Origin of the sequence: Nitrospira sp., assembly GCA_015709715.1 — a bacterium.
Taxonomy (GTDB): Bacteria; Nitrospirota; Nitrospiria; order Nitrospirales; family Nitrospiraceae; genus Nitrospira_A.
Genome location: CP054184.1, coordinates 1,975,946 through 1,999,549 on the forward strand (window position 1 = coordinate 1,975,946; position 23,604 = coordinate 1,999,549).

The window sequence follows — 23,604 nt, forward strand, 5'->3', positions numbered from 1 at the left end:
TTGTCATGTTGGGAAAATCCGTATTCCCCATGCTGTGCCTGCTCCTACCGGTGATCTTCGCACAGGACGCGCAGGGGGATGATCTGCCCGGTATCCCCCCGGCAACGGTGGCAGATTATCTGCACGCCGTCATTGAAGCCGATCGTACGTTTTACACGATTCACGTCGTGGAACGGATGCAGAAAGAAGGAGCGGCCACAGCGGCTGAAACGTGGCGCAGAGACAAGACTACTCTGCCGCTTCCAGCCCAATTTCTTCAGGAGGCCAACCAGTTGGGGACGTTGACCGGCACTCAAATCCGTTATCGGTTAGTGAGCCTGTGGCCCATTAATCCGCAAAACGCACCGGCGTCAGAGCCCGAACGTATACGCTTGCAAACGGTTTCGCAACACCCTGAGCAGGCAGCAACCGGTATGGTTACCATCTCGGATCGGCCTTATTTCCAGGCAGTGTATGCCGATCGGGCTGTGACCCAAGCCTGCATCGGTTGCCACAACGCTCACCCTCGCAGCCCTCGTCACGACTTCAAGATCGGCGATGTGCTCGGCGGACTATTGATCGAAATTCCCCTGAAGTGATCAGGCTCACAGCGGCAGGGATTCGTCGCCTCCCCGCGGCGTCGTGCGTCTGGATTCGGCTCTTCTTCATCGCTGCTCACACCGGCGCCCAGACAAGAGTCGATAGACAGCTCTGATCGTGCGGCGTATGATGAGACATCGTAAGGCCAGAGGGGCACACTGGCCTATCGGGTTAGGGGACTGGAGCTATGCCTTCGGTACCTTCCCACGTCCGGTGCTGCTGCCAGGAAGCCTCCGTCGGCACCTTACTCCTGCGCACTTCGTCCCTCTCCCGCTCAATCGTTCCTTACCTGCCAGCTGCTGATTTTCCGCGCAGGCTCGGGCATCGGGCTTCGAACGCGAATTCATTTCGCCAGCTCCACCATCCACCCCACGCCCATTCACTCACCCACAGGCACGGACTGATGGACCAGTCCACCTGTGCTCACAACCAGGAGGCATCATATGACATCCTCCAACAAAGTGCTCTGGGGTACTGTCCTGCTCTGCGCGACATTGGGAGGTGCCAGCCTGTTGGCGCCCGATTCCAGTGGATCCGAGGGACCCTCCGGGACGCTGCCGATTGAGACCGTGGCGAATTATCTCCATGCCATCATTGACGCAGACCGAGACGTCTACACGCGGCATGTCGTGGAACGGATGCAGGCGAAGGGCATCGTGGTCGCCTCAGAGAATTGGGAGCAAAAAAACACACTACCTCTGCCCGCCCAATTTCTCATGGAGTCCGGTCGTCACGTGGCGAAGAAAGGCATCGGCGTACAATATCGACTCATCAGTCTGTGGCCGATCAACAAACGCAATGCGGCTGCGACCGACCTGGAAAAGACCGGGCTGGGCGCCATTCTCACCCATCCGGATCGTCCACACACGGGCTTCACCAAAAACGGTGAAACACGATATTTTCATGCCGTCTATGCCGACCTGGCAGCTACGCAAGCCTGCATCGGTTGCCACAATGCCCATCCCGATAGCCCCAAGCGAGACTTTAAGCTCAATGATGTCATGGGAGCCATCGTGATCACCATCCCGGTTGGTCAATAATCGCTCCGGTTGACTCCTGCTTTCAATGACCGGCAGGCCGCAACCGGAGCCTGCCGGTCGCCTGTGAAACCGGAAGACTGTATTCACTTGCCTGGCGGGATACCGCCGAACGATCTTTGCTGTCCGGTGTTTGGTTCGCCGCCTCTACTGCCTCGGCTGGAACGTGACATACGGGCGGATGCGTGAGCGATGGGAAGAAAAGACAAGGCGGTATATATACAGACCTATGAGAAACCTGAGAACAAGGCGTTAGCCATGCACCCGGCGGGCGCGATCGGCGATCTTCTTGCGCAGACGAGCCTTTTCGAGACTGATCTGAGCGTCCTTGACCTCTGAGGGAAGGCCGCCAGCCTGCAGGCGCTGTTCCGCCTTCTCGACCGCCTTCTGCGCACGGTCAACGTCGATATCCTCTGCCTTCTCGGCAATCTCCGCCATCACCGTGACCCTAGCCGGAGTGACCTCGACATAGCCCCACAGGATCGACATGTAGCGCCAGGTTTCTTGCGTCTTATAGCGCAGCTCGCCGATGCGAAGCGTGGACAGAAAGTGACAATGCCCCGGCAAGACTCCGAAGTCCCCCTCGCTGCCGGGAGCGACCACCTCATCGACCTCCTGGCTCAGGAGCAACTTTTCCGGAGTGACGACTTCTAATAAAATCTTCCCAGCCATTGTCCTCTTCCTGACCTCTAACGAAAAGTCTGACAGGTGGGTTGCTCTGACGTGCGCTGGTCTGCGAGCACAAGAGCGTCCGCCTATTAGACCTTCACTCCCATCTTTTCCGCCTTCGCCACGGCTTCCTCGATCGGGCCGACCATGTAGAAGGCCTGTTCGGGGAGATGGTCGTATTTCCCTTCAAGGATTTCTTTGAAGCTCCGCACGGTGTCCTTGAGCTTGACGTACTTGCCGGGAGCGCCGGTAAAGGCCTCGGCGACGTGGAACGGTTGCGAGAGGAAGCGTTGAATTTTGCGGGCCCGCGCCACGACCATCTTGTCGTCTTCGGATAGTTCGTCCATACCGAGAATTGCGATGATGTCCTGCAGATCCTTGTAGCGCTGCAAGACCGATTGAACCCCGCGCGCCACCTTATAGTGTTCTTCTCCAATGATCTGGGGATCGAGAATACGAGACGTGGAATCGAGAGGATCGACCGCCGGATAAATGCCCAGCTCGGCCAATTGCCGTGACAACACGGTTGTGGCGTCCAGGTGTGCAAACGCGGTGGCCGGAGCGGGGTCAGTCAAGTCGTCGGCCGGCACGTAAATGGCCTGTACCGACGTGATGGACCCCTTCTTCGTAGATGTAATCCGCTCCTGAAGAGCTCCCATTTCGGTGGACAGATTCGGTTGATAACCCACCGCCGACGGCATGCGTCCCAACAGAGCCGAGACCTCGGAACCAGCTTGAGTAAACCGGAAGATGTTGTCGACGAACAACAACACGTCCTGGTTCTCTTCGTCGCGGAAGAATTCCGCCACGGCCAAGCCGGTGAGGGCGACACGCAGCCGAGCGCCAGGCGGCTCGTTCATCTGACCGTACACCAATGCGGCTTTGGATTTCGTGTAGTCATCGGGATCGATGACCTTGGACTCCTGCATTTCGTGCCAGAGGTCGTTGCCTTCGCGCGTCCGTTCACCGACGCCCGCAAACACGGAGAAGCCTCCATGGTGCAGCGCGATGTTGTTGATCAACTCCATGATGATAACGGTCTTCCCAACGCCTGCGCCTCCGAAGAGTCCGACCTTCCCGCCTTTGCTGTAGGGCTCCAACAGGTCGACCACCTTGATGCCGGTTTCCAGCACTTCAGTTTTTGTGTCCTGATCTTCCAATCGCGGCGCAGGCCGATGAATCGGGTAGGTTTTCTTGGCCTGGATCGGGCCCTTTTCGTCCACCGGTTCGCCCAGCACGTTGATCAGGCGTCCCAAGGTCTCCCGTCCGACCGGCACGGAAATCGGAGCACCGGTATCTTGCACATCCATTCCACGGGTCAGACCGTCGGTCGAGGACATGGCCACACCGCGCACGCGGTTTTCACCGAGGTGCTGCGCCACTTCAAGCGTGATCCGCACGGCTGGTTTGCCCGCCGCCTTATTTTCCTCCTGGATCACCTTGAGTGCATTGTAGATGTTCGGCAGCTGTCCGGGAGGGAACTCCACGTCCACCACGGGGCCGATGACTTGGATGACTTTTCCTGTGCTCATAAGACTCCTTGTGTCGCCAACTCTTACTTCAGCGCTTCCGCGCCGCCGACGATATCCATGAGTTCCTTCGTGATCGCAGCCTGCCTGGTTTTGTTGTAGTACAGCGTCACTTTTTTGATCAGCTGTCCGGCGTTGCGGGTCGCCCCGTCCATCGCGGCCATGCGCGCGCCGTGCTCGGCCGCCGCCGATTCCAGCAAGATACGGAAGGTCTGCACTTGAAAATGTTTCGGCACGAGCACGTTCAACAGTTCGGCCTCGTCCGGCTCATAGAGATAACTCCCGCCTGTGCCGTTCTGTCCGACTTCCGAGCTGGCCCCAAATTCGGCTGCGGCATCGACGGGAAACAGTTTCTCGACAATCACCCGCTGCTGGATGGCGGACTTGAATTCATTGTAGACGACGTAGAGTTCGTCGAAGGTGCCCTTGACGAAGTTTTCCGTCAAATCACCGCCGATATCCAGCGCATGCTCGAAGCTCAGCTTGTCGAACACCCCGGTCCACTCCTGCCGGATCGGCCAGGCGCGGCGCCGGAAATATTCCCGTCCCTTCCGACCCACGATGCTCAGGGTGACTTGCAGACCGCGTGCCTCGCACTGGCGGACGAATTCCGAACTCTTCCGCACAATGTTCCCGTTGAATCCGCCGCACAATCCACGGTCGCTCGTCACCACGAGAATTTCGATCTTCTTCCCCTCGCGCTTCTGCAAGAGAGGATGTGACGTGCGATTGACGCGCTGGCTGAGGTTGCTCAGCACCCCTCGCATCTTATGCGCATAGGGCCGCGCGGCCAAGATGCGGTCTTGCGAGCGCTTGAGTTTCGCCGCCGCAACCATCTTCATGGCCTTGGTGATCTTCTGGGTATTCTTGAAAGCCGCGATTTTGCGGCGCAATGACTGTAAGCTCGGCATAGGTTGCGGAAGTATCCTGTTCAGATTGGCGGCGGTTACTTCGCTCCGTATCCCATCTTCTGTTTGAAGGTGGTGATGATTTCCTTGAGTTTGCCGCCGAATTTGTCGTCAATCTTGCTGATCGACGCGACCTCTTTCCGAATGTCTTGGTGGTTCTGCGCAATGTAGTGGAGCAGATCGGCCTCGAACTGCTGCACCTTGTCGACCGGCACATCATCCAAGAACCCATTGACACCGGCGTAAATCGACAACACCTGGTCGGCCACGGGCATGGGCTTGTACTGCCCCTGCTTCAGTAGTTCGACCATGCGGACACCCCGGGCCAACTGCATCTGCGTGGCCTTGTCGAGCTCGCTGCCGAACTGGGCGAATGCTGCCATTTCACGATACTGGGCTAAATCGAGCCGCAACGTACCGGCGACCTGCTTCATGGTCTTGATCTGAGCGGATCCGCCGACGCGGGACACGGACAACCCCACGTTGATGGCGGGACGAATGCCCGAATAGAACAGGTCGCTGCCGAGATAGATCTGTCCGTCGGTGATGGAAATGACGTTGGTCGGAATATAGGCCGACACGTCACCGGCTTGCGTTTCAATGATCGGAAGCGCGGTCAAGCTGCCGCCGCCGAGCTTGTCACTGAGCTTCGCAGCCCGTTCCAACAAACGGGAGTGCAGATAGAACACGTCGCCAGGATAGGCTTCGCGGCCTGGCGGACGACGCAGAAGCAGCGAGAGTTGCCGGTAGGCCACAGCATGTTTCGACAGGTCGTCATAGACGATCAAGGCATGTTTGCCGTTATCACGGAAGTATTCGCCGATGGCGGCCCCGGCGAACGGAGCCAAGAACTGCATCGGGGCCGCGTCGCTGGCCGTGGCCGACACCACCATGCTGTATTCCATGGCGTGGTTTTCTTCGAGCGTCTTGACCACGCGCGCCACCGTTGAGCGCTTCTGGCCGATGGCGACGTAAATACAAAATACGCCCAAGCCCTTCTGGTTGATGATCGTGTCGACGGCAATGGCGGTCTTGCCGGTCTGGCGATCACCGATGATCAACTCACGCTGCCCGCGGCCGATGGGGATCATGGCGTCAATGGCCTTGATGCCGGTCTGCAGGGGCTCGCGCACGGATTGACGGGTATTGACGCCGGGGGCGACGACTTCGATACGGGATGAATGCGCCGAGGTGATCGGCCCCTTGCCGTCGATCGGCTGGCCGATGGCGTTCACGACGCGTCCGACCAGGGCTTCGCCGACGGGAATTTCTGCAATGCGGCCCGTGCGCTTGACCGGATCGCCTTCCTTGATCCCGACGTCATCACCCATCAATACGGCGCCGACATTGTCTTCTTCCAAGTTCAGGGCGATCCCGTAGAGTCCACCGGGAAATTCCAGCATCTCACCGGCCATGGCGCCATCGAGTCCGTAGACCTTGGCGATACCGTCTCCGACCTGAATGACCGAACCGGTCTGGCTGACGTCGACTTGCTGGTCGAAGCCCTTGATCTTCTCTTTAATAATGGAGCTGATCTCTTCCGCCTTGATCTGCATGTCTACTCCTTCGTCAACAAACGCTGCATGGCGCCGAGTCGGCCTCGTACCGTACTATCCACCACGGTGCTCTCCAAGCGGATATGGAGACCGGCGACATGTCCGGGATCTGCATGAAAAGTCACATCGACGTCACGCTTCAGGACGTCGCGAAGCCGGGCGGCAATCCGTTCCTGCTCCGCCATCGGCAAGGTGGTCGCGGATGAGACCGAAACCTGTTGGGTCCCTTTGGACTCGTCCACGAGCTTGGCGAAGGCCTCGGCAATATCCGGCAGAAACCCCACCCGGTTCTTCTTCACTAATTGATCGAGAAACTTATGGCCGACAGGCGGGCAGCCGAGACGGCCGGCCAACTCTGTCAGGACACTGATCTTGCTGTCTTCAGAAAAGGCAGGCGAGGCCACGGCATGACGCAACGCCGCCGACTGCGCGAAGGCGTCACCCAGTCCTTGAAGCGCCGCTTTGGCCGATTCAACTGTGGTGGTATCAAGAAGATCGAACAAAGCTTTTGCGTATCGACGTGCGACGGCTGTCTTCATCTCAGTGGGTGTCCGCTACGATAACCGTGTTTTGATCAAACAGGAAGCTTTCGTGCGGTGGGCACGACAAAAAGCGCGCAAAGTTAGCATTCAGACGCGGGTACTGTCAAGGAGGGAACGAGACGTGAGGCTTCAGCTGCGTTGAATGATCCCGCCCCCCAGCACTCGATCGCCGTCATAAAATACGGCAGACTGACCGGGACTCAAGGCGCGTTGCGGCTGATGGAACCGAATCCGTACGCCGACTCCGGGTTCCGGTAGGAGTGTCGCTGCCGAAGGCGCGCTCGCATAACGAATTTTCACGTCCGCGTCGAAGCGCTCGTGACGCACACGCTCATCCAACAGGCTGAGATCGCCGACCAGACATTCCGTTTGCACCAGCTGCTCTTCGGTGCAGAGCACCACCTGCCTGGACTCAGGAAGCACCTTTTGCACATAGAGTCGCTGTCCGGTCGCCACACCAAGCCCGCGGCGCTGACCTGGCGTGTAAAACGCGACCCCCTCATGTTGCCCGAGAGTTTGCCCGGCCGGGGTCACGAACGCTCCAGGCTGCCTGGTCTCGGGCCGCTCCTTCTCGAGAAAGGTGCGGTAATCTCCATGGCTCACGAAACAAATCTCTTGGCTTTCCTTCAGCTCATCCACGGGCAGTCCCAGCGATTCCGCCTCTTGCCAGACCTCCGTCTTTTGCAAATGCCCGACCGGAAAGAGCAGACGAGGCAGCCAGGCTGGATTGACTCGATAGAGAAAGTAGCTCTGATCTTTGCGCGGATCGAGCGCCCGGCGAAGGGACCACTGCCCGTCCGACCGGGTGAGGCGAGCGTAGTGCCCGGTCGCCACGAAGTCGATGCCCCACTCGCACGCCAATACGTAGAGCGCACGTAGCTTCACCCGCTCATTGCAGCGCACGCAGGGGTTCGGGGTCGTGCCGGCGGCATACCCGTTGACGAAATCGTCGATCACCCCTTGCCGGAAGGCCTCTCGCTGATCGACTACGTCGTACGGAATGTTCAGTCGCTGGGCCACGAAGCGGGCAATGCCGATCTTGCAGCAGCCGCGTTCCTCCCAGCGCTTGGATGCCGCCACCTCCTCATCCTCATGCTCCCACACCTGGAGCGTCACGCCCTGGACGGCGAAACCTTGGCGTACGAGCAAAGAGGCGGCGACGGAGCTATCGACTCCGCCGCTCATCCCTAGCAGCACACTTTGCCTATTCATTTGGAGACACCACGGGCGTGAGGGCGGCCGGTCACGGTTCCTGCGTCTTGACCTTTCCGCGATGGGCGACGAGGTCATGTACCCCAGGGTCCTGCGGCGACACAAGGTCCGCCCCCTCATCCTCGACCCACTTCTCGGCACCCATGCTGCTCATGCCGTGGAAATGCGCCCCTTCCTCGATTGAAATGGCGGGACTGTGAATATCGCCGATCAGGATGCCCGGCTTCTGGATCTCCACCTTTTGTTGCGCGGTCACAGTTCCTTTCACTCGACCGCTGATGGAGACTGAACCGGCTGCGATCACCCCCTTGATGATGGCGCTCTCCCCGACGATGACCGCCCCACCGGTGTGAACCTCACCTTCCACCCGTCCATCGATACGCACCGTCCCATCGAATGTGACGATACCCTTGAAACTGGTGCCCTTGCCGAGAAAGGTAAACTTGTCATCTTCCGCGACGGCCTGCTTTTTCGTTTCACCCCACATCGGTGTCCTCCTTCGCACACCCAACAATACGGATTGGCCGGGGCGCGGGCTGAATGGAAACTCCCGGTGCTCCGACGCCCCTCAAGGCTCCAGGCATCGGCCTGCTCACTCATCCTGGAAAGGGAGGGCTAACTACTGACCAATTTGACGCCCTGCCCACGGGTGCTGCCCTGTGGCTCGCGGGTCGCCGGCTGGCTCATCTCCAGGGACCCATTGAATACTACGCCCTCCTCCATCGATATGAGGGGCGCCTTGACTCCGGCATTCACGACCGCCGGTGATCGCAACTTGACCTTTTCCCGCGCACTGATGTCACCGGTTATCTTCCCCTTACAGACGACGGTACCCGCCGTGATCTTGGCCGTCAGCACGGCATCCTCGCCCACCAACAACACCCCCTCCGTGTGGATCTCTCCGTCCAGCGTCCCGTCGATACGCACCGTGCCGTTATACGAAATTACGCCCTTGAAACTGACACCCTTGCCGACAAAGGCATTGATTTCTTCATTCCCCTCACGCGGGACCGTAGCTTCGAGATTTTCCACTTCAGTTCCCTCACTTTGTACGGCCTGACGCTTTCCATCCTGCTTGTCCTTGATCCACATTCCACATCCCTCCCACGCGTTACAGCATCGTCTGGTTCAGACCGAGCAGCCTTCCCACTCAACCATGACACAAGCCGTTTCAGCCAGTAAAACGCGCCTATTCTACTCCTGCCACAAGGGGAAAATCTCCCCAGAAAACAGGATCAGTTCAGTAATCGCTCCACGATGCCGTCCAGCTCCTCGGGCGAGAAGTAATGGATGACGATTTTGCCGCTCCGCCGCCCCCTCACGACATCTACTCGCGTGCCCAGGCGCTTCTGCAGCCGCTCCTCGAGATCGCTCCGAAGCGGGGCACGGATCGGGCGCTTGCCGGCCTTCTTCGCCTCGGCATGCTCCTGCACCAGCCGTTCAGCCTCACGAACGGACAATTGCTCCACGACGATCCGCTGCGCCAAACTAATTTGAGCTGCGGGCGTGGCCAAGCCGAGAACGACCTTCGCATGCCCGGTCGAAAGCTGATCAGACTCGACCAGCTGCTGCACCTCCACGGGCAAGGTCACCAGCCGTAACATATTGGCTACGGAAGACCGTTCCCTGGCCACCTTTTGAGCGATGGCGTCTTGCGTGAGGCCGAATTCATTCAGCATCCGCTGGTAAGCCCTTGCCGTTTCCATCGGGTTGAGGTTATCCCGTTGGAGATTCTCCACCAGGGCCAAGACCATGGATTCTTGATCGGATACGTTGCGCACAAATGCAGGAATCTTCAGCATTCCCGCCATCTTAGCAGCTCTCAAACGGCGTTCTCCCGCAATCAGCTCATAGATGCCGTCCCCCTTGCGCCGCACCAAGATGGGCTGCAGGATCCCGTTCTGCTTCAACGAAGCCGTCAGTTCGGCCAATTCCACCTCAGAAAATTGCTGCCTTGGCTGAAAGCGGTTCGGCACGATCGAATCCAACCGCAGCTCCTGCACATCGCCACGTTCTGGATCCGCCACAGGTCTCCCTGTGGGCAATAGGGCATCCAGTCCTCTACCGAGGGCTTTTTTCTCCATGGACCACAAACTCCTTGGCTAATAAACGATAGGCCTGCGCGCCCGCCGAAGCCACGTTGTACAGCAACACCGGCCGGCCGTAACTAGGCGCTTCGGCGAGTGTCACGTTGCGAGGAATCATCGTCTGATAGACGGTGTCACCGAAGTGCCCACGCACCTGCTCCACCACCTGACGAGCCAGCGAATTACGTGCGTCGTACATCGTGAGCACGATTCCTTCGATCTCTAGGTCTGGATTCAACGACTGCCGCAGACGCTGAATACTCTCCATCAGGCGACCTAGACCCTCCATCGCGTAATACTCACATTGAACGGGAATCAAGACCGAATGCGCTGCCACCATTGCGTTAATCGTCAGCAGGCCGAGCGCCGGGGGACAATCCAAGAGAATCGTGTCATATCGGTCCTCCACTTCTCGCAAGGCGCTTTTCAACCGCTGTTCCCGGTCCTCCACACTGACGAGCTCTACCTCGGCACCTGCCAGATGCGAGTTCGCCGGCGCCAGGGCAAGTCCGTTTACACCCGTCGCCATCACGATCGATTCAAGGCTCTCCTTGTGGATCAACGCGTTATAGACCGTTCTTTCCAGGGACATGGGAACGATTCCCAACCCGCTGGTGGCGTTTCCTTGAGGATCGATGTCCACCAATAAAACCGATGATCCTTCGATCGCCAATGCTGCGGCAAGGTTTACGGAAGTCGTTGTTTTGCCGACTCCGCCCTTTTGGTTCGCCACTGCGATAATACGCGCCATGCCCTTCCTAGCTCCTCATAAAGAGTACGTTTAGTTCATTGTTCCACGTGGAACATCCGGTCAGCGACGAAGGCCTGGCCTTGCAAATATCGACAACACTCTATGACCATAGCCAGCAGGAAGCTCATACTCGACTTCTGAATCCAAAGCAAGGTCATTGAGCCTGAAATCGGCCTCAACCTTGGAGGATCGATACAAAATCACCTTTCCCCCATCTCTCAACAATGAGGATAAGGCATTTCCTGCATCATCTACCCTCAACGCCCTCACGACGATATAGTCAAACTTCCTCTGCGGCTGCCTGTTCGCATACTCATCCAACTTGAATGAGCAGACCCTGACCGACGAAAGTCCGAGCAGGCCGATCACATAACGCAAAAATGCGCTCCGCTTTTCGCTTGGCTCAAGCAATTCGACTACCAGCTGAGGCAGGGCGAATTTGAGTGGCAAAGCCGGAAATCCTGCCCCAGACCCGACATCCAACACACATTTCAATCCAGCATTTTCAATAACTTTCATGCCGGCGACAGAATCAACGAAGTGCTTGGCCGCGACTTCCTCCTCGCTCTCGATGGCTGTGAGATTGATGGCCCGATTCCACTCTCTGAGCGCATGATAGTACCGCTCGAAGAGGTCGAAAGAGGATTCAGGAATGGGAAGAAACAGCTCGTCAGAGAATCGTTTGAGGTGCTGCCGCAGTCGGCTTGATCGATGTTCCACGTGGAACACTTACGCGAAATGGGATGAATGGGTCAAGCGGAAGGTCGGCGGCGAGACTTTTCAATAGCTACCAGGAGGATGGAAATCGCGGCCGGCGTGACTCCTGAAATACGTGAAGCTTGCCCTACCGACCCAGGACGAACCCGCTTGAGCTTCTCCCGCACTTCACTAGAAAACCCGGCTACACCATCGTAATCGAACCCAACCGGAATCGCACGGTGCTCAAACTTCTCAGAGCGCTGAATCTGTAGCAACTGCCGCTTGATATACCCTTCGTACTTGATCTCAAGCTGAATAGCGTCAACTATTTCTTGGTCATCGACTTCCAACTCACTGAAAATTGCACGCATCTTTTCATAGGTCAGGTCCTGACGGCGGAGAATCTCGGCCAACGGCTGGTTTGGACCTATCGCTCCAATTCCTCCCTGCTCCATGAGCCGCTTCACCTCCGGCGTCAGCCTCGGCTTCGTTTCTCGCAGTCGTTGCACTTCTTTTTCGATAGTGGCACGTTTCTGCTCGAAGTTATGGTACAGCCGGTCTGACACCAGCCCGATTCGATGCCCAATAGCCGTGAGGCGTAAGTCGGCATTGTCATGCCGGAGTAATAGGCGATATTCCGCTCGCGACGTAAACATCCGATACGGCTCTCTCGTGTCCTTTGTGATCAGGTCGTCGATCAAGACTCCAATGTAGGCTTGGGAACGGTCCAGCACCAAAGGCTCCTCCCCGCGACATTTCAGGGCAGCATTGATTCCAGCCACGATCCCTTGCGCCCCAGCCTCCTCATACCCGGATGTGCCATTGATTTGCCCAGCATGGTAGAGACCCTCAACCAGTTTCGTCTCCAAGGTGTTCCGGAGTTGGCAGGGAGGGAAAAAGTCATATTCCACCGCATAACCAGGCTTAATCATCCGCGCCCGCTTCAGTCCAGGAATAGTCTTGAGGATGTCCATTTGCACGTCAACGGGTAGACTGGTAGAGATGCCGTTCGGGTAATACTCGTTCGTCTCAAGCCCTTCAGGCTCGACAAAAATCTGGTGCCGCTCCTTGTCCGCGAACCGCACGACCTTATCCTCGATCGACGGGCAATAGCGCGGCCCCACGGAATCGATCACGCCACTATAGAGCGGCGATCTATCTATATTTTTAGCAATAATTTCATTTGTTTGCGAATTCGTATGGGTCAAATGACAAGGAACTTGTGGAAGGGGAATCCGGGAGGTGCGATAGGAAAAGGGCCTAGGCGGATCATCCCCTGGCTGGAGCACCATCATGGAGAAATCGATGGTATCGCGATCGAGGCGTGGAGGCGTCCCTGTCTTCAGTCGTCCTATCTCAAACCCAAAATCGCGCATGCAGTCGGACAGGTGTTCCGCCGAGGCCTCTCCGGCACGCCCGGCGGGAAAATGGCTGAGACCGATATGGATCAGTCCCTTGAGAAAGGTGCCCGAGGTGAGAATCACGGCCCGCGCCTCAATCGGTTGGCCGCCGTCGGTAACGACGCCTGTCACCGCGCCGGCACGAGTGAGAATCCGATCCACCGTCCCAGCCCGAACGTGCAGCAACGGCTCCGCCCGAAGGGTCCGCTGCATGACCTCACGATAGATCTTCTTATCGCACTGGGCCCTCAAGGCGCGAACTGCAGGCCCCTTGCTGGTGTTGATCATGCGGAACTGAATGCCGGCCTGATCCGTATTGCGGCCCATTTCACCGCCCAGCGCATCGATCTCCTTCACCAGATGCCCCTTGGCAATGCCGCCGATCGCCGGATTGCAGGACATCTGCGCGATGCGGTCCGGGTCCATGGTGAGCAAGAGCGTACGCGAACCCAGGCGGGCTGCAGCCAGAGCGGCTTCACAGCCGGCATGCCCACCGCCCACAACGACCACATCGAACCGTTCGCTCATCGCACCACCATGGAGCCTTACTTTCCGATGCAAAATTCCGCAAAGATGCGCTGAAGAATCTCATCCGTCGTGATGACACCGGTGATCTCACCCAGCGCATCGGCGGCGATGCGGAGATCCATCGCGACTAATTCGCCGGCTCGTCCCTGTTTCACCGATTGCGTCGCTTGCTCAATTCCCTCCAATGCCCGTTTCAGCGCATCGGCATGCCGCAAATTAGTGACCATGGCGCCCTCCGCGGATTCCAATCGATGCGGAGTCAGGATGTCGCGGACCCGCTCACGCAGGTGATCGAGCCCTGCCAGCTCTTTCGCAGAAATCTCCACTATTCCGGCGCAAGCAGGACAGGCGAACCGGACCTCTTCCAGCGTAAGCCGTTGCGGCAAATCACGTTTGTTGACCACAAGCAACGCACCGAAGGCTTCAGGACTCGCCAGCACAGCGCGATCGTCGTCGGTCAGCAGCTCGGAGCCGTCAAGGAGAATGAGCGCGAGATCCGCATCCCCCCACGCCAGCCGGCTGCGCTTGATTCCTTCCGTTTCCACCGGGTCCTGCGTTGCGCGAATACCGGCGGTATCAACCAGACGAACTGGGATGCCGCCGATCTGCACGACCTCTTCCAGCAAGTCCCGAGTGGTGCCGGGAACCGGAGTGACAATCGCGCGCTCCTGCCGGAGTAAGGCGTTCATCAGACTCGATTTCCCCACATTCGGGCGACCGACGATCGCAACCAGGGCCCCCTCACGGCAGATGCGCCCTTCTTCGCTCGAGCGCAGCAATCGCCCGAGCTGACTCGAAAGGTCTGTCAGCAGTTTGGTGAGGTCCGCAGGCAGCACAAAGGCGATGTCTTCGTCGGAAAAATCGAGGGCGGCCTCGACATGAGACAGGGCAACGACCAGAGCTGATCTCAGCTCCTCGATTTCGCGCGACAGAACTCCCCGGCGCTGAGCCTGAGCGACGGCCAGGCTCCGAGCCGTTTTGGCACGGATGGTGTCCAAGACAGCCTCCGCCTGAGCCAGGTCGAGCCGACCGTTTAGAAAGGCCCGTTGCGTGAACTCCCCCGGTCGCGCCAAGCGGCAACCCGCGGCCAGCAGGGCTCTACAGATGTGGTCCAACACGACCATGCCTCCGTGACATTGCACTTCGACGACATCTTCCCCGGTAAAGGAATGGGGACCGCGCATCACCACCACTAAAGCCTCATCGATCACCTGGGAAACTCCGGTGGCTCCGCCCCGATCAGTCGGTGAAGACTCGCCCGATGGTACCACCACATCGGCCGAGACCAACCGGCGCACCGGAAGGGCATGAAGGGATTGTCTTGAACGGAGGCTGACCACGCGGGCGGCAAGGTCCAACGCACCTGGCCCGCTGACACGAACCACGCCGATACCGCCCTCACCGGGAGGAGTGGCAATCGCACAGATCGTATCGTCCAGGACAGCAGGCATGGGGAGCCTGTCGATAAATTATTCGGCGGGAACGCGCCGCTTGCCGGCTTTCTGTTCTTTTGAATCGTCGGATGCGGCACCATCCCCCTCGGGGGCGGCGGCTTGCCATTTGTTGGAGAACAGCCGTTCCGTGACCACTTGTTGGGTGATCGTGAGGACGTTGTTGGTCAACCAATACAGCACGAGGCCGGCAGGGAAATTGACGAACAGAAAGGTCATGAACACCGGCAAGAACAGCATGATCTTCGCTTGCGCGGGATCCATGGTCGTCGGGGTGATCTTCTGCTGGATCACCATCGTCGCCCCCATGATGATGGGCAGCACATAGTAGGGGTCTTGCACCGAGAGGTCCTTGATCCAGAGCAGAAAGGGGGCCTGCCGGAGATCAATGGTCATATAGAGGATATTGAACAGTGCCACGAAGACCGGCATCTGAAGCACCATCGGCAGACAGCCGCCGACCGGGTTCACCTTGTGGTCCTTGTAGAGCTTGATCAACTCCTTATTCAGCCGGTCACGATCGTCTTTGAACTTGTTCTGCAGGGCCAGCACTTTGGGCTGAATCACCTGCATCTGTTTCATGGACTTATAACTTTTGTACTGCAACGGAACGAACATCAACTTGATCATCATCGTGAGGAGGATGATCGTCACGCCATAGTTGTGCGTGAACTCATGGAGAAAACGAAGCACATAAAAAATGGGCTTGGCGACGGCCTTCACCAGCCCCCAACTACCAAATACGAACCAGCCGAAATCGATCGTATCCTCGAGCCCGACGTTCAGACGCTTGAGGGTGTCGTACTCCTTGGGGCCCGCATACAGTTGCATGGCCAGCACACTTCCCTCGGCGGGAGCGGGAAACCGAACACCGGCTGACACCAACTTGTCGCCCTCCTTTTTGGCCAGGGCGGACGACGCCTTCTGAGGCATCAACACGCTCAAGAAGTACTTGTCCTGAATGGCGGACCACTTCACATCACCCTTGCGTTCAGCCTCTCCCTCGGGAGTTTCTTTCAAGACCTTGTCATCGACCATCGACGCGGAGCCAAGGAGCCCGATAAATCCCTCCCCCCACTCGACGATCCCGAAATTCGTGCCAAGGGTGACATCGACAGGCGTATGAATCCCTGCAGTCCTAACCGCTACGTCCACGAGGTATCGATCGTAATGAAAAGTGAACTCTTTGACGACATCGACATGTGTTCGCGCGTCGTGGTAGCGGAAGGTCACATGCCCGACCGGATGGGCACTGTCGAGCTGCGCGATGTCTTGCGTCACCTGATACAGCGCATTGCCCAACTCGGCGGTCAAGGCCTGATCCCCCGTCACCAGGCTGAGGGGGCCTTTAAACTTCCCGCCGCTATAAACCAGCTGGACCGGCTGCCGGCCATTTTCCGGGGTAGTCGTATAGTGTTTCAACTCCCATGACTTTAGGACAGCCCCGCGATTGCTGAATTGGGCGCGGTATAACGCGGTCTCGACCACGATCGTCTGTTCGTCGGTCGCGCCGATGAAAGCCCTCTCGGTGGAGCTGGATCGACGAGCCTCAACGCGGCTCTCCTGAGGAGGGGGGCGCATTTCGGAAGGATCAGCCGTGGACGCCTGCTCTGCAGGAGCGTCACCACTGGGCGCCGTCGCCACCTGCACCGGCTCCGACGGGGGCAACAACCCCATGCCCTTGAGCAGAAAGTCATACCCGATGATGACGATCAACGAGATGACGAGAAATACAACGACGCGTTTTTCCATGAACTTATGCTTGAAGCCTTGAGCGAGGAGTTCGAGCCACAGCTTACCGTACCGGATCAATTCCGCCGGGATGAAACGGGTGGCATTTCAAGAGCCGGCGCCCTGCCATCGCAATGCCCTTCAGCACCCCATAGCGCCCAATTGCATCCTGTGCATAGACCGAGCAGGTCGGATGAAACCGGCATGCAGGCGCTAACAGCGGCGACAAAACCAGACGATAGGCGGACAGCAGCAGCAGACAGAGCCTCCTTAGGATGAGGGCTGCCCACGATGGACCAGCTGCTGTTTTTGCAACGTGCTCTGCCATGTGCTCCGCAGCTCTACAAAAGACTTGTTCAGGCATTCCCGTTTCGGAAACACGAGCAACCCATACCCCGGAACCAACGCCTCACGAACCGACCGCCCCAACTCTCGGAACAGGCGTTTGGCTCGGTTTCGACTCACTGCAGTCCCGAATCGGCGCCCCACCACGATCCCGAGCATGGCCCCTTCCCAGGCCATCGGACAAAACTGCAGGTTGAAGGCACCGGTCGACACGCGCCGTCCATGTTGCTTGATATATTGGATATCTCGGCCACGCTTCAGAAAAAACGGCGCCTGTCCTTGCTCGACTGCCATGTATCACCCGCTTGGCTCCAAGCAAACCGGAGCAAGGATTTGAGCCTCTGCCCAACACCCCACCTACCGGCTTGACCGTCGCCGCCCGCTCTCTAGCTGCGACTAGATCGGGCACGGAGAATCAAGCCGCTCCAAGCCCACTACGGCCTAGAATGCCGACCTACATGCGGATTAGCGAGCGGCAGGAGAAAGTCAGACGGTGAGACGGGCACGACCTTTGGCCCGGCGACGAGCGAGCACTTTCCGGCCATTCTTGGTGCTCATGCGTTTGCGGAACCCATGCTCGCGCTTGCGCTTCAGGTTTGACGGTTGCTTGAACGTAAAGGACATGGCACTCCCTCCCCCAGGAATCTGTCTTCGATGAAGAGGTCGCATTATAGGGGCGGGGCCGAAGGGTGTCAATCAAGCAGCCCACGACCGATCCTGAGGCGCTCTTGTCCTCCCCCGGCAAACATGCCACAGACTCGCGGCGACTCCCTTCTGGGGCAAGGGCACTAACTTCTTGTTGCGGATAGGAATTCCGACTCTAAACCCCACCGAGGACGATACTGGCATCTACATTGCCTTCCTTATGGCGAGGGCTTCCGCGTAGGAACCTTCGGAGCCCGTGATCGACCAGAACGAGCAGGGCAGGCCGCAATGGCTCCCACCGCGCTGAAAGCGCGAAGAACTCGCTGGGTCGAAGTCCGTGCGATAGAATGGCGACGATGACACACACTTGGTTTCAACTCAGCCGACACCTCGCCGGGATTACACTTGCCCTCGCCATGGCCATTGGGCTGAGCGGGTGTATCGAAACGGTTCCGGATGAACTGGTGGAAGCCATCGAAAGCATCGATCGAGATCTGGTCGGGCTCCGCGCGTCGGACGTCACTCCGGAAGCCTATTCCGGCTTCGTGCGCCAATGGATTGCGCTGAAAGCCAGGGTGCAGTCTGAGGAGAACATTGTTCGCTGGCCCTGGGAAGAAAATACCCTGGAGGCGGATCTAGAGGCTCTTCATGCCGAAGGCACGAAACTCGTGGCGACCGTCAACGCCCGTCTGCAGGCCCAACGCACCCTCGCCGAATCCAAACTGACACGCATTGAGCAACGCTTGCGTCTCCTCAATACGCGGGTCGGCGATATCGACAGCCGTATGGTGTTGGGGGAGCATCCGGTCGAAACGGAATTGCTCTTGAAGCAAGCGCGACTGCTTCTCGAACAAGGGCAATTTGACCAGGCGATTCAGACTTCCGAGCGGGCAGGGAAAATTCTGCTCACCCAGACAGCCCTTCTAACGAACGAACTCGGCCGTTATGCCGACGATGATCTCATCGCCGCCTGGCGGGAATCCGCTCAACGAACCATCGAGTGGTCGCGTACTCATCGTGCCCAGGCCATCATCATCAGCAAGGCCGACCGAATCCTGACCCTCTACAAGAACGGGAAAAAGGTTCGGACCTATCCGATCCGCCTCGGCTCCAGAGGCATTCGCGCCAAACAACATTATGGTGATGGAGCGACACCTGAAGGCGAGTACCGCATCCACCGCAAACGCGGCTCAGGCCAAACGCCCTATTTCCGGGCGCTGATCCTGGACTATCCCAATGCCGAGGACCGCCGCCGTTTCGAGGAGGCTCAAAAGGCCGGTCTCCTGCCGAGAAGCCAGCACCTGCCCGGATTGATTCAAATCCACGGCATGGCGCAAGGCATCACGGATCAGCCGTTCGGCAGCATCCTTCTCGACAATCCCCAGATTGCCGTCCTGTTCGATCAGGTGTCGGTCGGCACTCCGGTAACCATCGTCGGAGCACTGGAATCTCACAACTCTGTCTCGCTCGTCTTGGCCGACCTGGGAGACCAGGAAGAAGAGACCTGACCCCCTGCACCGCTCCTCGCCCCCTGGCACGTTTGCCTTTTTATCTGCCCGAACCTAAGATACCGCACAGACGGAACGCGTCGCTTCACTCGTCCACCCACGGAGGACAGCGTCTTATGCCCATTCGTCGCTCGCCCGCTTCCATCCTGACCCACGAAAACGTCTCTCGCACCCTGAACGAATTGGCTACGGCCCACACCATCGAACGGATTTGGACGAGAGACCACACGCTCTGGCACCCCGATCCGACGGAAATCGACAATCGGCTGGGTTGGCTTACGGTACTGGATCAAATGCGGGATGGGCTGACCGAGTTACGGGCATTCGCCCAAGCCGCCCGCGAAGCCCATACGAGCGACGTTGTCCTGCTGGGCATGGGAGGCAGCAGTCTCGGTCCGGAAGTGCTGCGCTGCACCTTCGGCTCGGCCCGAGGATATCCCAGGCTGTGGGTCCTGGATTCCACCGTACCCGGATGGGTGCGAGCGGTAACGAGCACGATTCAGCCAGCCCGAACGTTGTTTCTGGTGGCCAGCAAATCGGGCGGGACCGTCGAAGTGATGTCGCTCTTTGCGCATTTTTGGGAACTTGTCCAACGGACCAAAGGCAATCGCGGCGGCGCGCAGTTCGTCGCCATCACCGACCCTGGTACGGGCTTGGAAGCGCTGGCACAGCACAAGGGATTTTGGCGCACCTTCACCAATCCGCCTGACATCGGGGGACGCTATTCGGTCCTGTCCTATTTCGGCCTGGTACCGGCCGCTCTGTTGGGGATGGACGTGGGAAAACTCCTTGCACGCGCCGACGCCATGCGCGAGGCTTGCCGCCGCCGAACAGCCCCAGCCCAGGACAACCCCGGTGCCGCACTTGGCGCCGTGATGGGGGCCATGGCGAAAGCCGGGCGCGATAAGGTCACGCTTCTCACCTCCCCCGCACTCACCTCATTCGGCCTGTGGGTCGAGCAATTACTCGCAGAAAGCACCGGCAAGCAGGGCACAGGATTGATTCCCGTTGCGGGAGAGCCGATCGCCCCTCACGGAGCATACGGCCATGACCGCCTCTTCCTGTATGTGCGGCTCAAGGGTGACCGTAACGGCTCGTTGGATCAGGCCACGGCCCGGCTTCAGGCCGCAGGCCACCCGGTCCTGCGCCTCGACATGAGCGACCGCTACGATCTGGGCGGGGAGTTTTTTCGCTGGGAGTTCGCCACCGCCGTCGCCGGCCACATTCTCGGCATTCAACCGTTCGATCAACCCAACGTGCAGGAGAGCAAGAACAACACGGCCCAAGTTCTTCAGCAGGCAGAGAACAACGGCGCCCTTCCCTCGATCCCGGCTTCACCCCCCAAGGCCGCCCTCGCACAACTGCTTCAGCAGGCGGGCGGGAATCGATACCTGGCCCTGTTGGCCTACACGACACCCTCTGCGCAGGTGGAGGCCGCCTTGCGAGCCCTGCGCAAGGTCCTGGTCACCCGCTATCGGATCGCGACCACAGCGGGTTATGGGCCTCGCTACCTCCATTCGACGGGACAACTCCACAAGGGTGGCCCCAACAGCGGCCTGTTTCTGGAGTTGGTCGACAGGATGAAACCTGACCTGCCGGTGCCAGGCCAGCCCTTTACCTTCGGCACGCTGGCACAAGCCCAAGCGATCGGAGACCTCCAATCGCTCCACGCCCATCAGCGATCCGCCCTCCGCGTCGCGCTCGGGCCCAAGCCGGCCGATACTATTCGCGCACTGAGCGCCTCACTCACGCTGCAGCGGGGAACCTCCAGGCCTGCGAAGAAACGGACCGCCTCTCGATCACGGCGTCGTCATTGACATGCCAAGGTCCGCTGAAATTCACATCGTCGCCGGACCCCAGGAACTGGCGCAACAGGCCGCCGAGCGAGTGATTGCGGTAGGAACAGCCGCCATCGCCGCCCGAGGCCGATTTCTCATCGCGTTGTCCGGAGGCTCCACGCCGCGCAGCCTCTATACGAGGCTTGCCAGTCCGGACTGCGCCGACCGCTTGGATTGGAGTCGCGTGCAGGTGCTATTCGGCGATGAACGGGCCGTCCCACCCACCCATGCCGACAGCAACTTCGCCATGGCCGACCAGACACTCTTCACCCCGCTCCGACTCGCTCCGGCACAGATCCATCGAATGCGCGGGGAAGATGAGCCCGAAGCCGCCGCTGCCCAGTACGAAAACACCTTACGCCGATTCACGGCTGGGGGTGGTGGAGCCTGGCCGATCCTCGATCTGGTTCTCCTGGGCATGGGTGAAGATGGCCACACGGCCTCGCTCTTCCCGAATGGCCCTGAGTTACACGAGCGAACGCGATGGGTGACGCCGAGTTACTCGCCCCAGGGCACGCGAACACGACTCACTCTGACGCTAGGTGTGATCAATCGGGCGAGTGTGGTACTGTTCCTGGTCGCCGGAGCAAACAAGGCGACGGTCGTGCGTCACCTGCTCGAGCCGCAGACCGATGATGCCGTCCGCTACCCTGCCGCGCTGGTTCAGCCGGTCGCGGGGCAGCTGGTCTGGTACCTGGACCAGGCGGCAGCGGCGAAGTTGACGCGGTCTCAGCAGACTTGTCATCCCGAGAGGACTAAATGATTCTGGCAGGCGATATCGGAGGCACCAAAACTAACCTGGCGCTGTACGACTGGACCACGGAGCGCGCGGAACCGATCCTGGAAGACAGTTTTCACAGTCGCGACTACAAGTCGTTGGAAGACATCGTCGAGGAGTTCCTCAACAGCCCGCTGCCGACGGTGTCAGCCGAAGATCCGGGCGAGGCAACCGACCGGCCTGAGGCCGAGACCCCGGCGGCACCGGCTCTGGTTCCCCAGCCCATCCAACCGACCGCAGCCTGCTTCGGCGTGGCCGGGCCGGTCATCGACAACCGTTGCCGCACAACCAACCTGCCCTGGATCATCGACGGCGGCACCCTGTCCACGCGCTTCAACATCCCGCATGTCCGGCTCCTGAATGACTTGGAAGCCACCGCCTACGGCCTGCCCTTCCTCCGCCTGGACGAACTCGTGGTCTTGAACGCAGGCACACCGCCACAAACCAAGCAGGCCCTGGCCCTGATTGCAGCCGGAACCGGGCTCGGAGAGAGCATTCTCTACTGGGACGGCACTCGCTATCGCCCGATGCCCTCAGAGGGCGGCCATACGGACTTTGCCCCGAACAGTGACAGCGAAATCGAGTTACTCCGGCATCTGCGGGGCAGCTACCTTCACGTTAGCTACGAACGTGTCGTGTCCGGTCCCGGCCTGCACGCCGTTTACGAGTATCTGCGCGACACGAAAAAGAACGAACCGACGTGGCTGGCCGAGAAAATCAAAGCCGGGAATCCCGCCGCTGAAATCGCCGAGGCCGGACTCAAGGGCCAGGCCGACATCGCCAAACAAGCCTTGGACCTGTTCGCGTCGATCTATGGGGCGGAAGCCGGAAACTTGGCGCTCAAGGGCTTGACATTGGACGGTGTCTTTGTGGCCGGTGGCATTGCGCCGAAGATCCTCCCCAAGCTGCAAGACGGGTCGTTCATGCGCGGCTTCACTAATAAGGGACGCTATAAACGTCTGATGACCCAAATTCCAGTCAAGGTGGTCACGAACGACAAGACGGCGCTTCTTGGTGCCGCCTCCGTCGCCGCCCAGTTAATGGGATCCATGGCCCCATGACGACGACATCGGCCCTCGACAGCCAAAAACGGCAGGCCGCCTTCAGGGCCGCCGAGTATGTGCAGGACGGCATGGTCGTCGGTTTGGGCACCGGCTCGACCGCCCGGTACCTCATTCTCGCGCTCGGGGAACGAGTCCGTGCCGGGCTCAGGATTCAGGCCGTCCCCACCTCCCACGACACGGCTGCGCTGGCGAAACAATGCGGGATTCCGCTCATCGAATCGGATAATGCGTGGTCCCTGGACCTCGCCATCGACGGGGCGGACCAAGTCGATCCTCGATGGAATCTGGTCAAAGGCGGAGGCGGCGCATTGTTGAAAGAAAAGATCGTCGCCGCTGCGGCCACGCAGTTCATCGTGATGGTGGATCATACCAAGTTGGTGCCGTCCCTGGGTGGATCCTTTCCCCTTCCGATTGAAGTGGTCCCCTTCGGATGGGGCAGCACCGCCCGACATATGGAACGCATCTCGGGCGGACGGGCCATCCTGCGCGAACGGAACGGGACAGTCTTTCAGACTGAAGCCGGTCACGTGATCCTCGATCTCCACATTCCTCCCATCGAGGATCCCCGCTCGCTCGAAACGGACCTCAACCAAATTCCCGGCATCGTCGAAACGGGCCTCTTCATCGGACAAACCGGCATCCTCATCGTCGGCGATGCCCAGGGGGTCACCGTCACGCACGCGTCCGGTTCATGAGCCGTGACCGAGATGCCGCTCCGCTGACTCGCCGACAGACCATGCTGCTGGC

The 23,604-nt window shown here is 59.2% G+C and carries 24 protein-coding genes; 7 read left to right on the forward strand and 17 right to left on the reverse strand.

Features of this window, described 5'->3' with window-relative positions; all coding sequences use genetic code 11:
- The first annotated feature begins 5 nt into the window (after nucleotides 1-5).
- Together HRU82_09385 and HRU82_09390 are read left to right on the forward strand one after the other, a co-directional pair.
- Nucleotides 6-578 (forward strand): DUF3365 domain-containing protein, encoded by a 573-nt coding sequence (locus tag HRU82_09385; protein ID QOJ35147.1) that lies wholly within the window; start codon nucleotides 6-8, stop codon nucleotides 576-578.
- Between the two features lie 444 nt (nucleotides 579-1,022).
- Nucleotides 1,023-1,619 (forward strand): DUF3365 domain-containing protein, encoded by a 597-nt coding sequence (locus HRU82_09390; protein QOJ35148.1) that lies wholly within the window; start codon nucleotides 1,023-1,025, stop codon nucleotides 1,617-1,619.
- A 249-nt stretch (nucleotides 1,620-1,868) separates the two neighbouring features.
- Here the strand turns inward: HRU82_09390 and HRU82_09395 are convergent, their stop codons facing one another.
- The 17 genes from HRU82_09395 to rpmH all read right to left on the reverse strand — a co-directional run bounded on the left by HRU82_09395 (nucleotide 1,869) and on the right by rpmH (nucleotide 17,648).
- Nucleotides 1,869-2,288, reverse strand: a complete 420-nt coding sequence (locus HRU82_09395) for a F0F1 ATP synthase subunit epsilon (protein QOJ35149.1) — start codon at nucleotides 2,286-2,288, stop codon at nucleotides 1,869-1,871.
- Nucleotides 2,289-2,374: 86 nt separating this feature from the next.
- A complete protein-coding gene (atpD, locus tag HRU82_09400) occupies nucleotides 2,375-3,817 on the reverse strand; it encodes a F0F1 ATP synthase subunit beta (GenBank protein ID QOJ35150.1) in 1,443 nt (480 codons plus the stop codon).
- 23 nt (nucleotides 3,818-3,840) lie between these two features.
- Entirely contained in the window at nucleotides 3,841-4,725 is an 885-nt protein-coding gene (atpG, locus tag HRU82_09405; GenBank protein ID QOJ35151.1) for an ATP synthase F1 subunit gamma, read from the reverse strand.
- A 35-nt stretch (nucleotides 4,726-4,760) separates the two neighbouring features.
- Nucleotides 4,761-6,278: a F0F1 ATP synthase subunit alpha gene (locus HRU82_09410; GenBank protein ID QOJ35152.1), complete on the reverse strand. Its 1,518-nt coding sequence runs from the start codon at nucleotides 6,276-6,278 to the stop codon at nucleotides 4,761-4,763.
- Between the two features lie 2 nt (nucleotides 6,279-6,280).
- On the reverse strand, nucleotides 6,281-6,817 hold the full coding sequence (gene atpH / locus HRU82_09415; protein ID QOJ35153.1) for an ATP synthase F1 subunit delta: 537 nt from the start codon (nucleotides 6,815-6,817) through the stop codon (nucleotides 6,281-6,283).
- A 132-nt stretch (nucleotides 6,818-6,949) separates the two neighbouring features.
- Complete coding sequence (gene mnmA / locus HRU82_09420) at nucleotides 6,950-8,032, reverse strand: tRNA 2-thiouridine(34) synthase MnmA (protein ID QOJ35154.1); 1,083 nt, start codon at nucleotides 8,030-8,032, stop codon at nucleotides 6,950-6,952.
- Nucleotides 8,033-8,063: 31 nt separating this feature from the next.
- Nucleotides 8,064-8,519: a polymer-forming cytoskeletal protein gene (locus HRU82_09425; GenBank protein ID QOJ35155.1), complete on the reverse strand. Its 456-nt coding sequence runs from the start codon at nucleotides 8,517-8,519 to the stop codon at nucleotides 8,064-8,066.
- 128 nt (nucleotides 8,520-8,647) lie between these two features.
- Nucleotides 8,648-9,124, reverse strand: coding sequence for a polymer-forming cytoskeletal protein (locus HRU82_09430; protein QOJ35156.1), 477 nt, complete (start codon nucleotides 9,122-9,124; stop codon nucleotides 8,648-8,650).
- Between the two features lie 143 nt (nucleotides 9,125-9,267).
- Complete coding sequence (locus HRU82_09435; GenBank protein ID QOJ35157.1) at nucleotides 9,268-10,059, reverse strand: ParB/RepB/Spo0J family partition protein; 792 nt, start codon at nucleotides 10,057-10,059, stop codon at nucleotides 9,268-9,270.
- A 34-nt stretch (nucleotides 10,060-10,093) separates the two neighbouring features.
- Nucleotides 10,094-10,870, reverse strand: a complete 777-nt coding sequence (locus HRU82_09440; protein QOJ35158.1) for a ParA family protein — start codon at nucleotides 10,868-10,870, stop codon at nucleotides 10,094-10,096.
- A gap of 60 nt (nucleotides 10,871-10,930) precedes the next feature.
- On the reverse strand, nucleotides 10,931-11,590 hold the full coding sequence (rsmG, locus tag HRU82_09445) for a 16S rRNA (guanine(527)-N(7))-methyltransferase RsmG (GenBank protein QOJ35159.1): 660 nt from the start codon (nucleotides 11,588-11,590) through the stop codon (nucleotides 10,931-10,933).
- Nucleotides 11,591-11,622: 32 nt separating this feature from the next.
- A complete protein-coding gene (gene mnmG, locus HRU82_09450) occupies nucleotides 11,623-13,497 on the reverse strand; it encodes a tRNA uridine-5-carboxymethylaminomethyl(34) synthesis enzyme MnmG (GenBank protein QOJ35160.1) in 1,875 nt (624 codons plus the stop codon).
- A gap of 17 nt (nucleotides 13,498-13,514) precedes the next feature.
- Nucleotides 13,515-14,948, reverse strand: a complete 1,434-nt coding sequence (mnmE, locus tag HRU82_09455; protein ID QOJ35161.1) for a tRNA uridine-5-carboxymethylaminomethyl(34) synthesis GTPase MnmE — start codon at nucleotides 14,946-14,948, stop codon at nucleotides 13,515-13,517.
- Nucleotides 14,949-14,966: 18 nt separating this feature from the next.
- Nucleotides 14,967-16,700, reverse strand: coding sequence for a membrane protein insertase YidC (gene yidC, locus HRU82_09460; protein ID QOJ35162.1), 1,734 nt, complete (start codon nucleotides 16,698-16,700; stop codon nucleotides 14,967-14,969).
- 43 nt (nucleotides 16,701-16,743) lie between these two features.
- Nucleotides 16,744-17,007, reverse strand: coding sequence for a membrane protein insertion efficiency factor YidD (gene yidD, locus HRU82_09465; protein QOJ35163.1), 264 nt, complete (start codon nucleotides 17,005-17,007; stop codon nucleotides 16,744-16,746).
- Entirely contained in the window at nucleotides 16,950-17,318 is a 369-nt protein-coding gene (rnpA, locus tag HRU82_09470; GenBank protein QOJ35164.1) for a ribonuclease P protein component, read from the reverse strand. Before rnpA ends, yidD begins: the two co-directional genes overlap by 58 nt.
- A gap of 192 nt (nucleotides 17,319-17,510) precedes the next feature.
- Nucleotides 17,511-17,648 (reverse strand): 50S ribosomal protein L34, encoded by a 138-nt coding sequence (gene rpmH / locus HRU82_09475; GenBank protein QOJ35165.1) that lies wholly within the window; start codon nucleotides 17,646-17,648, stop codon nucleotides 17,511-17,513.
- Nucleotides 17,649-18,025: 377 nt separating this feature from the next.
- On the opposite strand from rpmH, the gene HRU82_09480 reads away from it, so the two are divergent.
- The 5 genes from HRU82_09480 to rpiA all read left to right on the forward strand — a co-directional run bounded on the left by HRU82_09480 (nucleotide 18,026) and on the right by rpiA (nucleotide 23,552).
- Nucleotides 18,026-19,177 carry a L,D-transpeptidase gene (locus HRU82_09480; GenBank protein ID QOJ35166.1) on the forward strand — a complete coding sequence of 384 codons (1,152 nt, stop codon included), beginning with the start codon at nucleotides 18,026-18,028 and terminating at the stop codon, nucleotides 19,175-19,177.
- 116 nt (nucleotides 19,178-19,293) lie between these two features.
- Nucleotides 19,294-20,994 carry a glucose-6-phosphate isomerase gene (locus HRU82_09485; protein QOJ35167.1) on the forward strand — a complete coding sequence of 567 codons (1,701 nt, stop codon included), beginning with the start codon at nucleotides 19,294-19,296 and terminating at the stop codon, nucleotides 20,992-20,994.
- Nucleotide 20,995: 1 nt separating this feature from the next.
- Nucleotides 20,996-21,778 (forward strand): 6-phosphogluconolactonase, encoded by a 783-nt coding sequence (pgl, locus tag HRU82_09490; GenBank protein ID QOJ35168.1) that lies wholly within the window; start codon nucleotides 20,996-20,998, stop codon nucleotides 21,776-21,778.
- Nucleotides 21,775-22,854, forward strand: coding sequence for a glucokinase (gene glk / locus HRU82_09495; GenBank protein ID QOJ35169.1), 1,080 nt, complete (start codon nucleotides 21,775-21,777; stop codon nucleotides 22,852-22,854). The genes pgl and glk overlap by 4 nt, the downstream gene beginning before the upstream one ends.
- Nucleotides 22,851-23,552 (forward strand): ribose-5-phosphate isomerase RpiA, encoded by a 702-nt coding sequence (gene rpiA, locus HRU82_09500; protein QOJ35170.1) that lies wholly within the window; start codon nucleotides 22,851-22,853, stop codon nucleotides 23,550-23,552. Before glk ends, rpiA begins: the two co-directional genes overlap by 4 nt.
- Nucleotides 23,553-23,604: the final 52 nt, after the last annotated feature.